The following is a 12,826-nucleotide window of genomic DNA, read 5'->3' on the forward strand; positions in this document are numbered from 1 at the left end:
ACAGTGATGTACCTGTGGGAGCTGGCTTGCCAGCGAAGGGCTGCAACGCCGCCCGCGAATCAGGCGCGCTCTATGGCCAATGCCACACCCTGGCCGCCCCCGATGCACAAGGTGGCCAGGCCCTTCTTGGCATCGCGCTTGATCATCTCGTGCAGCAGCGATACCAGCACCCGGCAACCCGACGCACCGATCGGGTGGCCCAGCGCAATCGCGCCGCCATTGACGTTGACCTTGCTCGCGTCCCAGCCCAGCTCCTTGCCCACCGACAGCGCCTGGGCGGCAAACGCTTCGTTGGCCTCGATCAGGTCCAGTTGCTCCAGCGACCAGTCGGCCTTTTGCAGGCAGCGGCGCGTCGCACTCACCGGCCCGATGCCCATGATCGCCGGGTCGACACCCGCATTGGCATACGCCGCAATGCGCGCCAGCACCGGCAAACCAAGCGCCTTGGCCTTGCGTGCGCTCATCAGCAGTACCGCCGCCGCGCCGTCATTCAGGCTTGAGGCATTGCCGGCAGTGACGCTGCCGTCTTTCTTGAACGCCGCCTTGAGCTTGCCCAGCGACTCGGCCGTGGTGCCCGCACGGGGCTGCTCGTCAGTGGCGAACACCAGGGGTTCGCCCTTACGCTGCGCGATCACGATGGGCGTGATCTCGTCGGCAAAGCGGCCCGCTTCGATGGCGGCGCAGGCTTTTTGCTGCGAGGCGGCGGCGAAGGCGTCCTGGGCCTCACGGCTGATGGCGTACTTATCGACCAGGTTTTCAGCAGTGATGCCCATGTGGTAGTCGTTGAAGGCATCCCACAGGCCGTCGCTGATCATGCTGTCGAGCATGCTTGCATGGCCCAGGCGCAGGCCCGTGCGTGCCGTCGGCAGCACATACGGCGCCAGGCTCATGTTCTCCATGCCGCCAGCAATGATCACCTCGGCATCGCCGCAGCGGATCGCCTGTGCGCCCAGGTGCAGGGCCTTGAGCCCCGAGCCGCAGACCTTGTTCAGGGTCATGGCCGGCACCGCATGCGGCAGCCCGGCTTTGATCGCGGCCTGGCGCGCCGGGTTCTGGCCGCTGCCGGCGGTCAGCACCTGGCCGAGAATCACTTCATCCACTTCACTGCCAGCCAGGCCGGTCTGCTCCAGCAGGCGGCGGATCACCGCCGCCCCCAGTTCCGGTGCCGGAATGGCAGCCAGCGAGCCCTGAAAACTGCCGATCGCGGTGCGCGTGGCGGCGACAATGACGACGTCTTGCATGGCGTGTTCTCCTTGTAGGTAGTCCAGTGGGCGTGAGTGTTACGCCATTACATATATTTGTTAAGTTGATTTTTGAGATGGATTGATCGATAAACCTCAACAATTGATCATCCATTCGAGGCCCCCATGACCGTCAAGCAACTGCGCGCCTTCTGGGCGGTGGCCCAGAGCCTGAGTTTTGCCGTGGCCTGCGAGCGCCTGCACCTGTCGCAGTCGGCGCTGAGCCTGACCATCAAATCGCTGGAGGAGGGCCTGGGCGGGCGCCTGTTCACGCGCACCACGCGCAACGTCACGCTGACCCCGGAAGGTGAGTCGCTGCTACCGCTGGCGCGCCGCCTGCTGGCTGACTGGGACAATGCCGAAGACGAGATCCGCCAGCGCTTTACCCTGCAGCGTGGGCGCGTGACCCTGGCGGCGATGCCGTCGTTCGCCGGCAACCTGCTGCCGCCGATTCTCAAGGCCTTTCGTACCCGCTACCCGAACATCGGCGTGACGGTGAACGACGTGATCAACGAGCAGGTGCTGGAGATGGTGCGTGACCGCCAGGTGGAACTGGGGGTGGCGTTCGAGCCGTTCGAGGGTTCGTCACTGGTATTCACGCCGCTGTACATCGACCGCTTCATTGCCGTGGTGCCTCTGGACTCGCCGTTGGTACAACGACAACAGGTCGACTGGCAGACGCTGCTGGAGCATCCGTTCATCACCTTGCAGCGCCCCTCCAACGTGCGCGTGATGCTCGAAGAGCACCTCAAGGTTCGGGACATGAAGCTGGCGGTGGAGTTCGAGAGCCATCAGCTGGCCACGGTGGGGCGCATGGTCGCGAGCGGGCTGGGGGTGAGTGCGGTGCCGGCGCTGTGTGCGCAACAGATGCAGGAACTGGGTGCACGCTGCATCACGCTGAACGACCCGGTAGAGCGCGCCATCGGCGTGCTCACCAAGCCGGGGCACGAATTGTCGGCGGCCGCACAGGCGCTGTTCGACAGCCTGCGTGCTGCGCCGCGGCAGTGAGCTAGACCGCGGCCATCAGGCTGCGCAGCGGTACCTTGTTTTTCATCACTGGCGATTTGATCACAATGTAGCTGAAATACTTTTCGATGCCGATGTCCTGGTCCAGGATCGACTCCATCAGCTCCTGGTAATGCTGGATGCTGCTGGTGAGAAAACGCACCAGGTAGTCATAGCCACCACTGATCAGGTGGCACTCAAGCACTTCGTCGATGTTGCGGATGCTCGATTCGAATTTCTGGAAGTCCGAGCGCTTGTGGTCGCTCAGGGTCACCTCGGTGAAGATGGTCACCGAGTTGGCGAACTTGGCCAGGTTGATGTGCGCTTCGTAGCCGCTGATGTAACCGGCCGCTTCCAGGCGCTTGACCCGTTGCAGGCAAGGGCTGGGTGACAGGCCCACGGCCTCGGCCAGGCTGACGTTGGTCATGCGGCCGTCTTTTTGTAACTGCACCAGGATATTGATATCGATCCGATCCAGCTTGGTTGCCGCTTCCATTCTTTGCTCCTGAACCGGGGTGAAATAAGGCCACACTTCGCTCAAGGGTCCCTTCGCTGGCAAGCCAGCGAAGGGCGCCAGGTATCAGCCCGTGGCGCGGGCCAGGGCCTGGTCGAGCATGCGCAGGGCTTCGGCGACCTGCGCTTCGGTGGTCACCAGCGGTGCCAGGAAGCGCACCACGTTGCGGTACACGCCGCACTTGATCACCAACAGGCCGGCTTCGCGGGCCTGGTCGATGATCGACTGGGCGAGGGTCGCATCCGGGGTTTGCCCGGCATCGTCGGCCACGATCTCGATCGCCTGCATGAAGCCCAGGCCACGCACATCACCGATGCACGGGTAGCGGTTCTGCAACGCCAGCAAGCCTTCACGCAGTTGTGCGGCGCGCCGCTCGCCCTGGGCCAGCAGGTCCTCTTCCTCGAACAGGTCCATCACCGCCAGCGCTGCGGCACACGCCACCGCGTTACCGCCGTAGGTGCCACCCAGGCGCCCGGGGTCGGTGCGTCCATGATCTCGGCACGGCCCACCACACCCGACAGCGGCATGCCACCGGCCAGGCTCTTGGCCACGGTCACCAGGTCTGGCTGAATGCCGGCGTGCTGGAAGCCAAACAGCTTGCCGGTGCGCCCGAAGCCGGCCTGGATCTCGTCCAGGATCAGCACGATGCCGTGCTGGGTGCAGCGCTCGCGCAGGGCCCGCAGGAACGCATCCGGAGCCCGCAGGAAGCCACCGTCGCCTTGCACCGGCTCGATCAGGATCGCCGCCACGCGGTCGGGGGCCACGTCGGTGGCGAACAGGTGGTCAAGTTCGGCCAGCGCATCGTCACTGCTCACGCCGCGGTACTCGTTGGGGTAGGTGGCGTGGTAGATCTCGGCCGGGAAGGGACCGAAGTTCTGTTTGTACGGCTGGCTCATGCCGGTCAGTGTCACGCCCAGCAGGGTGCGCCCGTGGAAGCCGCCGCGGAACGAAATCACCGCAGGGCGGTTGGTATAGCCACGGGCAATCTTGATGGCGTTCTCCACCGCTTCGGCGCCGGAGGTGAACAGCACGCTCTTGTAGGCTTCACCCCCGCCGACCATGGCATTCAGGCGTGCCGCCACGTCGATATAGGACGCGTACGCCACCACCTGGAAGCTGGCGTGGGAAATCTCCCCCACCTGGCGCCGCACGGCCTCGACCACGCGCGGGTGGTTGTGGCCGACGTTGAGCACGCCGATCCCGCCGACGAAGTCCAGGTAGCGCTTGCCGTCCACATCCCACAGCTCGCTGCCCTGGGCATGGCTCACGACGATCGGGTGCGCAGTGGCGATGCCGCGCGGTACATGTTGTTCGCGCAGCGCCAGCAGGCGTTGGTTTTCAGTCTGTGCAGCAGTCATGTGCAGCTCCATAAACGAAGAGGTGGGTGGGTCGGTGCAAAGGGTGTATTCAGTCCAGGCCGCCCATGTGCCAGGCCTTGATTTCGAGGAATTCGTCCAGGCCGTACTTGGAGCCTTCGCGCCCCGTGCCGGACTGTTTCATGCCGCCGAATGGCGCGACTTCCATGGAGATGATCCCGGTGTTCAGGCCAACCATGCCGAATTCCAGGCGCTCACCCACGCGCCATGCGCGGCGCATGTCCTGGGTGAAGTAGTAGGCGCCCAGGCCAAAGGGGGTGGCGTTGGCCATGGCCAGGGCCTGCGCTTCGTCGGTAAAGCGAAACAGCGGCGCTACCGGGCCGAAGGTTTCTTCGCTGGCCAGCAGCATGTCGGTGCTGGCATCGAGCAGCACGGTCGGCTGCACGAACAGGTCATCGCCCTGTGGCAGCCCGCCGATGGCGATGCGTGCGCCTTTTTCCACCGCGTCGCCGATATGGCGGGCCACCTTGTCGACGGCTGCGGCATTGATCAGCGGGCCGATGGTGACGTTTTCGCCCAGGCCATCGCCGACCTTGAGCGCGGCCACGGCGGCCTGCAAGCGCTCGGCAAAGCGCTCATAGATGCCGTCCTGCACCAGGATGCGGTTGGCGCACACGCAGGTCTGGCCGGCATTGCGGAACTTGCTCAGCATCACCCCCTCGATGGCCAGGTCGAGGTCGGCGTCATCGAACACGATGAACGGGGCGTTGCCGCCCAACTCCAGGCTCAGGCGCTTGAGGGTGTCGGCGCACTGGCTCATCAGCAGCTTGCCGATGCGCGTAGAGCCGGTGAATGACAGCTTGCGCACGGCAGGGTTGGCGGTCATCTCGCCGCCGATGCCGGCGGGCAGGCCGGTCAGCACGTTGAACACGCCGGCAGGAATCCCGGCACGGTCGGCCAGCACGGCCAGGGCGAGGGCCGACAGCGGGGTCATTTCCGATGGCTTGACCAGCACGGTGCAACCGGCAGCCAGGGCTGGCGCGCATTTGCGCGTGATCATGGCGTTGGGGAAGTTCCACGGCGTGATGGCCGCCACCACCCCGATCGGTTGCTTGAGTACCAGGATGCGGCGGTCGTTGGTGGGCGCAGGGATGGTGTCGCCGTAGATACGTCGGGCTTCCTCGGCGAACCATTTGACGAATGTGGCGCCGTAGCCGATCTCGCCGCGCGATTCGGCCAGCGGTTTGCCTTGCTCGGCAGTCATGATCAGGGCCAGGTCGTCCTGGTTCTCCAGGATCAGCCGATGCCAGGTTTCGAGCAGGCGTGCACGGGTGGCGGCAGGGACTTCGCGCCAGCTCTCGAAGCGCTCACGGGCAGCCTCGATGGCGCGCTGCGTTTCTGCGCCGCCAAGCGCTGGCACGCGGGCGATTTCGCTGCCGTCGGCAGGGTTGATCACGGCAATCGTGGCACCGTCGTCGGCGTCGATCCAGCGGCCATTGACGTAGGCGCGTTCGACGAGCAGAGAGGGGTCACGCAGGGTGTTTTTGAACATGTCTGGAGTGCCTTCTACGGGTGCGGTGGATAGCACGATTGTAAGAAGGCCGGCGCAGTCGCCGATGCCGAGATGGCAGCTTGGGCTGGGAGGAAATGCCGAATTATGCGCCGCAGCGGCAGACTATGCTGCGGCTGCTCTGACCCCCCTTCGCCTGTAGGAGCCGGCGTTGCCGGCAACGCATGCGATGCGCTTCAGGCGTCGTGTTGCAGGCGGTACATCTCGGTCGCCACTTGCAACTGAAAACGTGCTTGCGGGTTTTCCATCGACAACTGCAGCAGCTCCTCGATCCGCTCCACTCGGTAGCGCAATGTGCTGATATGGATATCCAGGCAGCGCGCACTGCTGGCCAGCTGAAAGCCTTCGCTGGCCAGCGTGCACAAGGTTTCCATCAGCATCGCGCCGTTCTTGTGGCGGATCAGCGGGGTGACGAGTCGGTCGAGCAGCAGGCGCCGTGCATCGTCATCACCCATCAGTGCCCGCGGGAACAGTACCTCGTCGAAACCATGCAGTTTGCCCGGGCGCAGCAGCGGTAGCAGGGTGGCCACGTCCTCGGCACCCAGGGCCATGCCCGCCACCCCACGGTGCACCCGGCTGAACGCCATGGCGCCGGCCTCCAGTCGAATCTGCTTCCAGATCGACTCGACCGCCACATCGGCCGGCACAATCAGGCTGATCTGGTTCAGCGAAACCGACAGCAACGGCGCAATACCCAGCTCCTGCAGCACGCTGGTGATGCGCTCGGCCTGCTCCTTGCGCCGGCGAAAACCTTCCAGGCTCAGGGGGATCGGTTCGTCCAGCAGCACCAGGCACACGCGGTAGTCGCGCGTCAGGCACCAGCCCGACACCAGGGCGCGCTCGATAGCGCGCGGCGTCTCGGGGAACTTGCCTTCCAGCAGGCCGGCTACCAGTGCATGGCCCAGGCGGGTCTCCTGGTCCAGCAGTTCGCGCTGGTGCGACAGGTGCAGGGCGGCGATCAATGCAGCATGTTCGACTGCGCGGGTGTGCAGTTCTTCAAAGCCGTTGGCGGGGCTGTGCAGCCACACCACACCGACCAGTTCACCCTGCAAGCGGATCGGGCATCCCAGCCGATGGCCTTCTGCATCCTGGGGCAAGCCCAGTATCTGCGGTTCGGCGCTGGCGAACAGTCCCTCGGGCAAGCTGCGCATCACCTCGCGTTCGCGTACCGGGTCCACGCTGGCACTGGCGCCAAGCACACCACCGGAAGTGGCTACGATCAGCGCCGGCAGCTCCAGCGCAGTGGCCAGCGCCACGGCCAGGCTCTGCAGGTTGTCGGCCTCGATGGCGGCGCGGGTGAGCATGCGATGAATGCGGTCGGAACGGCGGATGATGCGGGTCTGGAAGTTGATGATCTGTTCGAGGATCTGCTGGGTGATGTCGCTGAAGGCGACCTCCCATGGCAGTTCCAGCAGCGGGAAATTGCAGCGCTCGGCTTCGTCGATGGCGGCCTGGGGGAAATGCTCATGAAAGTGCGGCACCGCCATCACCACCCCGGCCAGCTCCAGTTCGGCCAGCTTGCGTACCATCTCGCGGCACGTCTGCGGGTCGTGGGGCCAGTTGTAGCCGGTGGTCAGCAGCAGATCACCCTTTTTCAACCAGTTGAAAATGTCCGGGTGGTCGACGATGTGCACCCACCCGAGGTCGCGGTCCAGGGCTTGCCTGCCCGCGACCACGGTGGCGCGGCTGAGGGAAGTCTGTTCCAGGGCATCGGCAAGTTTCATGTGCAATCCACGATCCAGACACGAAGAAGGATCGCAGTCTAACGGACTGGACATGGCAGCGGCGAGGCCCTGGCTCAGATGAATAGAACCTGTGCGCTGACCGTCCATGGGGCGCACAGGGTGGGGAAATCAGGTCTTGCTGGCCCAGGCGTTGAACTTCTGTTCCAGCGTCTCGGCGTTCTCAAGCCAGAAGTCGACGTCTACGCGCAGGGCATTCTTGTTGTTTTCGGCTGCCGTCGGCAGGTCGTCGGCCAGCGACTTGTCGAGCATGGCTGCCGCCTTGGTGTTGGACGGGCCGTACGCCATCTGCTCGGTGTAGAGCTTCTGCTGCTCGGGCTGCATGGCGAACTTGATGAAGTCGTAGGCCTTGTCCAGGTTCTTGGTACCACGCGGGATAGCCCATTCATCGAACTGGTAGAGGTTCTGGTTCCACACGATCTTGAGGTTGCTGCCGCTCTGCTGTGCGGCGTGGATGCGGCCGTTGTATGAAGACGCCATCACCACATCGCCTGCCACCAGGTACTGCGGCGGTTGTGCACCGGCTTCCCACCACTGGATATAGGGCTTGAGCTCGTCCAGCTTCTTGAACGCGCGGTCTACGCCGGCCTTGGTCTTGAGCAGCGTGTAGACCTCGCCGGGGGCGACGCCGTCGGCCATCAGGGCGAATTCCAGCGAACCACGCGCCGATTTGCGCAAACTGCGCTTGCCAGGGAATTTCTTCACATCCCAGAAATCTGCCCAGCCTTGTGGTGCAGCGCCCTTGAGCTTGTCGGCGTTGTACGCCAGCACGTTGGACCAGACGAAGATCCCGATACCGCAGCCATCGTCGCTCTTGGTGCCGTCGATCCAGTCCTTCTCATCGCCGAGCCGTGCATAGTCGAGTTTCTCGAACAGGCCGTCTTCGCAGCCCCGGGCACGGTCAGTGTCTTCGGTGTCGAGCACGTCCCAGGTCACGGTGTTGGTCTGGGACATGGCCATCAGCTTGGAAATTTCACCGTTCCACTCGCCGGCAATGACCTGGGTCTTGCTCTTCTCTTCGTAGGGCTTGTAGAACGCGGTGACCTGTGCGGCCTTGCTCGCGCCGCCGTAGGAGATCACCGTAAGTTTCTCGGCGAATGCACTGTTGGCCAACATCAGGCCGCCCAGTACGGACAGGGTGAAGAGTTTTTTCGACATTCGAACGCTCCAATCAAGACTGTTGTTTCGAGTTATGTATTGGCAGTTGCAAGCGGGCGCAAAGTTCGTAAGCGGTGGTGGTTTCTTATCGGGAGAAGGGCCTGATGGCTTGGAAGTGAATCGAGGCTAACGGATCGCGCGGGGGAGCGGTATCTACAAAGCACAGGAGGGATGTAATTTTTTATCCTGTGCTTTGTAGGATAAATCCAGATTGTCAGTGATCGAAGCGGAATCCAGCCCCGTAGGCCGAGGTTGGCAGATGACTGGCGCCGTCGGCGCGCAAGCGTGAGCGCAGGGTGCCGGTGTGCGGCTGGGTACGGTACAGGCCGCGTTTCTGCAACTCGGGGATCACCAGCTCGACAAAGTCTTCGAGGCTGCCGGGGCTGATCAGCGGGTTGAGCATGTAGCCACTGGTCCCGGAGATTTTTGCATGGGCCTCGATGCGATCGGCTACCTGTTGCGCGGTGCCGACCAGGATCAGGTCGCTGCCGCGGGTCACCTGGGCAAAGCGCTGCTTTACATCACCGGCCGTCAACGGCTTGCCGCTGCCGTCGGGGTGCATCACGTACGAGGTCAGCCCTTCGGTGTGGGTGGCCAGCGCTTCGTTGTCGGCATAGCGGCTGATGTCGATGCCGGTGTCGCCCGCGTAGCTGACCAGTTGCGCCTGCAGGTGGTAGTTGCTTTGCAGTTCGTCGTATTTGCGCTGGGCTTCGATCTCGGTACGCGCGGTGACGATGCGCAGCACCGTCAGCGACTTCACATCCTGCGCCTGACGCCCGCGTGCCTCGGCCTGCGCCCAGATGTCCTCCAGCCCCTGGCGGATCTCGTGCGGGTTGGACTTGGCAATGAAGATCAACTCCGCATGCTTGGCGGCAAAGGCACGCCCGCGCCCCGACCAGCCGGCCTGGATCAGCAGCGGCGTGCGCTGCGGTGACGGCGAGGTCAGGTGCGGGCCGGCCACCCGATAATGTTCGCCAGCATGGTTGATCGGGCGCACGCGGTGGCCCTGGGCATACAGCTGGCGCGACTTGTCGGCCACCACTGCATCGTCGGCCCAGCTGCCTTCCCACAGTTTGTAGGCCACCTCCAGAAACTCCTCGGCGCGTTCATAGCGGTCATCGTGCCTGATCATCTGCTCCAGGCCGAAATTGCGTGCAGCGCTGGCCAGGTAGGAGGTGACGATATTCCAGCCCACGCGGCCATTGGTCAGGTGGTCCAGCGTGCTGAAGCGCCGCGCATGGGTAAACGGGTGTTCGTAGCTGGTGGTCACGGTCACGCCGAACGCCAGGTTCTCGGTGACCGCCGCCAGTGCCGGGATCAGCATCAGCGGGTCGTTGGCCGGGGCTTCCACGGCCCATTTCAACGCGGCATCGGCGTTGCCGCCCAAGCCATCGTAAAAGCCCAGCACGTCGCCGAAGAACAGCATGTCCAGGTGCGCCTGGTCGGCGATGCGCGCCAGGTTCGACCAGTAGCCCAGCGAGTTGATCGCCAGGCGCTCGTCGGCAGGGTGGGTCCACAGGCTCGGCGCACCGCCGCAGCCGACGCTGGCCTGCTCGTACAGGGCAAACAGTAGAGGGGTTGGTTCGGACATCTGGTTACCTGGAATGCACGTTGCAAAGCACAAGCGTGGGTCGCCAGGTGGCGTGTCCAAAGGGGCGCAACGTGAGGAAAAAGGGCAGGGCCTGGTGTGCCAGGTAGGTGTATTTAAACCCAGCCTGCAGCGTTGCTGTACGGCTTTTATGGCATAGCCGCCTCGCTTGGCGGCATATGCGCGGTGCGGGCCTGGCAGCGCTGTGCTTGCCAGGCCCGGGTAGCGGTCAGTGGCGGTCGTACCACACGGTCTGCGCGTTGCAGAATTCGCGCACGCCGAAGTGCGACAGCTCGCGACCGAAGCCGCTCTTTTTCACCCCGCCAAAGGTCACGCGCGGGTCGCTGGCGCAGTAGCCGTTGATGAACACGCCGCCGGTGTCCAGCTCGTCGGCCAGTTGCTTGGCCAGCGCCACGTCACGGGTGTAGATGGTCGAGGCCAGGCCGAACTCGCTGTCGTTGGCCAGTGCCAGGGCGTGGCGGGCATCGCGTGCCGTGATGATCGAGGCCACCGGGCCGAACAGCTCCTGCTTGAACGAGGTCATCTGGTCGGTGACATCGGCCAGTACCGTGGGCGCGTAATAGTTGCCCGGGCCGCTGGCCTTGTGGCCGCCGAGCAGCAGAGTGGCGCCTTCGGCGAGGGTGGCCTGGACCTGCTCGTCGAGCTCGTCGCGCAGGTCGAAGCGCGCCATCGGGCCCAGGTAGGTGCTGGCCTGCAGCGGATCGCCCATCACCAGCTCGCGGGTTTTCTCGACGAAGCGGCGGGTGAACTCGGCCACCACGCCCTGTTCGACGATCAGGCGCTTGGCTGCGGCGCAGACCTGGCCGGTGTTCTGGTAACGGCCGATCACGGCGGCCTGCACGGCGGCGTCCAGGTCGGCGTCGTTGAGCACGATGAACGGGTCGGAGCCGCCCAGTTCCAGCACGCATTTTTTCAGCGCGGCACCGGCCTGGGCGCCGATCGCGGTACCGGCGCGTACGCTGCCGGTGAGGGTCACGGCGACGATGCGCGGGTCGGCGATGGCCTTGGACACGCCATCAGGTGTCACGTTGAGCACTTCGAACACGCCTTCGGGGAACTCAGCCTGCTGCAAGGCATCGCGCAGCAGGTAGGCCGAGCCCATCACGTTGGGGGCGTGTTTGAGCACATAGGTGTTGCCGGCGAGCAGCGCTGGCACGGCGCCGCGCAGTACCTGCCAGAGCGGGAAGTTCCACGGCATCACCGCCAGGATCGGGCCCAGTGGACGGTATTCGATGTGTGCCTTGTTGTCGGCCACTTGGGTTGGCTCCGGGGCGAGCATGGCCGGGCCGTGTTCGGCGTACCATTCACACAGCTGGGCGCATTTCTCCACCTCGCCACGGGCCTGGGTGACCGGCTTGCCCATTTCGAGCGTGATCATGCGGGCCATCGCATCGACGTTGGCGCGCAACACGCTGGCCAGCTTCACCAGCAACGCTGCACGGTTGCTGACGGGCGTGCGGCGCCAGCTGGCAAACCCTGCAGTTGCGCGCGACAGGGCGGCATCCAGCGCGGCGTCGCACGCGTAGGCGTAATGGCCGACCTGCTCGCCGGTGGCCGGGTTGATGGACAGGGCGTGGGTGCGGCTGGAGATGTCGGTCATGCGGGCGTTCCTGCGGAAGGGGAAACAGGGGCCCAGCGTACTGCCGTGTTAATCTTTCGAAAACTGAATAGTAAAGATGGTTTCGTTCACGATTGGAGAATGAATTGGATCTGGTACAGCTCGAGATTTTCAAGGCGGTGGCCGAGCATGGCAGCATCAGCGCGGCGGCCCAGCACATCCACCGGGTGCCGTCCAACCTGACCACGCGGATCAAGCAGTTGGAAGCCGACCTTGGGGTCGAGCTGTTCATACGCGAAAAGCTGCGCCTGCGCCTGTCGCCGGCGGGGTGGACGTTCCTGGAGTACGCCAGGCGCATTCTGGCGTTGGTGCAAGAGGCGCGGTTGACGGTGGCGGGTGATGAGCCTCAGGGGGCGTTTTCGCTGGGGTCGCTGGAGAGTACGGCGGCGGTGCGCATCCCGGCGTTGCTGGCCGCTTACAACCAGCAGTACGCCAAGGTCGAGCTGGACCTCTCCACGGGGCCGTCCGGCACCATGATCGAGGGAGTGTTGGCGGGGCGCCTGGCGGCGGCGTTCGTCGATGGCCCGGTGTTGCACCCGTCGTTGGAGGGGGTACCGGTGTTCGAGGAAGAGATGGTGATCATTGCGCCGCTCAACCATGCGCCGATCCAGCGTGGGCAGGACGTGAATGGCGAGAGCATCTACGCGTTCCGGGCCAACTGCTCGTACCGCCATCATTTCGAGCGTTGGTTCACCGTGGATGCGGCGGTGCCGGGCAAGATTTTCGAGCTGGAGAGTTATCACGGCATGTTGGCGTGTGTGAGTGCGGGTGCGGGGTTGGCGTTGATGCCGCGCAGCATGCTTGAAAGCATGCCGGGGTGTGCCACCGTGAGCGTATGGCCGTTATCGGAAAATTTCCGTTATTTGCGTACCTGGTTGGTATGGCGCAGTGGCACGGTATCGCGCAGCCTGGCGATGTTCGTGAAATTGCTGGAGGCGCGTGGTGTGGTGTTGGCGCCGTAGGGTGGGGGGGAGCCCGTGATGGGCTCACTGGGATCTGATGTGTGGCTACCAAGGCTGACTACGCCGATCTATCAGGCCATGGTGCGTTGCA

The 12,826-nt window shown here is 64.3% G+C and carries 9 protein-coding genes and 1 pseudogene; 2 read left to right on the forward strand and 8 right to left on the reverse strand.

All coding sequences use genetic code 11. The annotated features are described in order from the left end of the window. Positions 1–59 precede the first annotated feature (59 nt). Positions 60–1,241, reverse strand: coding sequence for an acetyl-CoA C-acetyltransferase (locus G3436_RS20960; protein WP_163949008.1), 1,182 nt, complete (start codon positions 1,239–1,241; stop codon positions 60–62). A gap of 126 nt (positions 1,242–1,367) precedes the next feature. Between G3436_RS20960 and G3436_RS20965 the strand changes: the two genes are divergently transcribed. Continuing rightward, positions 1,368–2,249 carry a LysR family transcriptional regulator gene (locus G3436_RS20965; RefSeq protein WP_163949010.1) on the forward strand — a complete coding sequence of 294 codons (882 nt, stop codon included), beginning with the start codon at positions 1,368–1,370 and terminating at the stop codon, positions 2,247–2,249. Between the two features lies 1 nt (position 2,250). Here the strand turns inward: G3436_RS20965 and G3436_RS20970 are convergent, their stop codons facing one another. The 7 genes and pseudogenes from G3436_RS20970 to G3436_RS21000 all read right to left on the reverse strand — a co-directional run bounded on the left by G3436_RS20970 (position 2,251) and on the right by G3436_RS21000 (position 11,755). Continuing rightward, complete coding sequence (locus G3436_RS20970; RefSeq protein WP_163949012.1) at positions 2,251–2,742, reverse strand: Lrp/AsnC family transcriptional regulator; 492 nt, start codon at positions 2,740–2,742, stop codon at positions 2,251–2,253. Positions 2,743–2,826: 84 nt separating this feature from the next. Beyond that, positions 2,827–4,118: pseudogene (gene gabT, locus G3436_RS20975) on the reverse strand (4-aminobutyrate--2-oxoglutarate transaminase). Between the two features lie 49 nt (positions 4,119–4,167). Further along, a complete protein-coding gene (locus G3436_RS20980) occupies positions 4,168–5,628 on the reverse strand; it encodes an NAD-dependent succinate-semialdehyde dehydrogenase (protein WP_163949014.1) in 1,461 nt (486 codons plus the stop codon). A gap of 194 nt (positions 5,629–5,822) precedes the next feature. Continuing rightward, positions 5,823–7,370 (reverse strand): PucR family transcriptional regulator, encoded by a 1,548-nt coding sequence (locus tag G3436_RS20985; RefSeq protein ID WP_163949016.1) that lies wholly within the window; start codon positions 7,368–7,370, stop codon positions 5,823–5,825. Positions 7,371–7,499: 129 nt separating this feature from the next. After that, positions 7,500–8,546 (reverse strand): ABC transporter substrate-binding protein, encoded by a 1,047-nt coding sequence (locus G3436_RS20990; protein ID WP_163949019.1) that lies wholly within the window; start codon positions 8,544–8,546, stop codon positions 7,500–7,502. A gap of 214 nt (positions 8,547–8,760) precedes the next feature. Then, positions 8,761–10,137, reverse strand: a complete 1,377-nt coding sequence (locus G3436_RS20995) for an LLM class flavin-dependent oxidoreductase (RefSeq protein WP_163949022.1) — start codon at positions 10,135–10,137, stop codon at positions 8,761–8,763. Between the two features lie 226 nt (positions 10,138–10,363). Further along, entirely contained in the window at positions 10,364–11,755 is a 1,392-nt protein-coding gene (locus tag G3436_RS21000) for an aldehyde dehydrogenase family protein (protein ID WP_163949025.1), read from the reverse strand. A gap of 104 nt (positions 11,756–11,859) precedes the next feature. Here G3436_RS21000 and ptrR point away from each other — a divergent pair, with 104 nt between their 5' ends. Next, positions 11,860–12,735, forward strand: a complete 876-nt coding sequence (gene ptrR, locus G3436_RS21005) for a putrescine utilization regulator PtrR (RefSeq protein WP_163949028.1) — start codon at positions 11,860–11,862, stop codon at positions 12,733–12,735. The last annotated feature ends 91 nt before the right edge of the window (positions 12,736–12,826 follow it).

The sequence above is a fragment of the Pseudomonas brassicae genome, assembly GCF_010671725.1.
GTDB classification, from domain to species: Bacteria; Pseudomonadota; Gammaproteobacteria; order Pseudomonadales; family Pseudomonadaceae; genus Aquipseudomonas; species Aquipseudomonas brassicae.

Bases quoted from the DNA above. Each gene is read 5' to 3' on its own strand.
- G3436_RS20960 (WP_163949008.1), bottom strand. From the start codon at position 1,241: ATGCAAGACGTCGTCATTGTCGCCGCCACGCGCACCGCGATCGGCAGT.
- G3436_RS20965 (WP_163949010.1), top strand. From the start codon at position 1,368: ATGACCGTCAAGCAACTGCGCGCCTTCTGGGCGGTGGCCCAGAGCCTG.
- G3436_RS20970 (WP_163949012.1), bottom strand. From the start codon at position 2,742: ATGGAAGCGGCAACCAAGCTGGATCGGATCGATATCAATATCCTGGTG.
- G3436_RS20980 (WP_163949014.1), bottom strand. From the start codon at position 5,628: ATGTTCAAAAACACCCTGCGTGACCCCTCTCTGCTCGTCGAACGCGCC.
- G3436_RS20985 (WP_163949016.1), bottom strand. From the start codon at position 7,370: ATGAAACTTGCCGATGCCCTGGAACAGACTTCCCTCAGCCGCGCCACC.
- G3436_RS20990 (WP_163949019.1), bottom strand. From the start codon at position 8,546: ATGTCGAAAAAACTCTTCACCCTGTCCGTACTGGGCGGCCTGATGTTG.
- G3436_RS20995 (WP_163949022.1), bottom strand. From the start codon at position 10,137: ATGTCCGAACCAACCCCTCTACTGTTTGCCCTGTACGAGCAGGCCAGC.
- G3436_RS21000 (WP_163949025.1), bottom strand. From the start codon at position 11,755: ATGACCGACATCTCCAGCCGCACCCACGCCCTGTCCATCAACCCGGCC.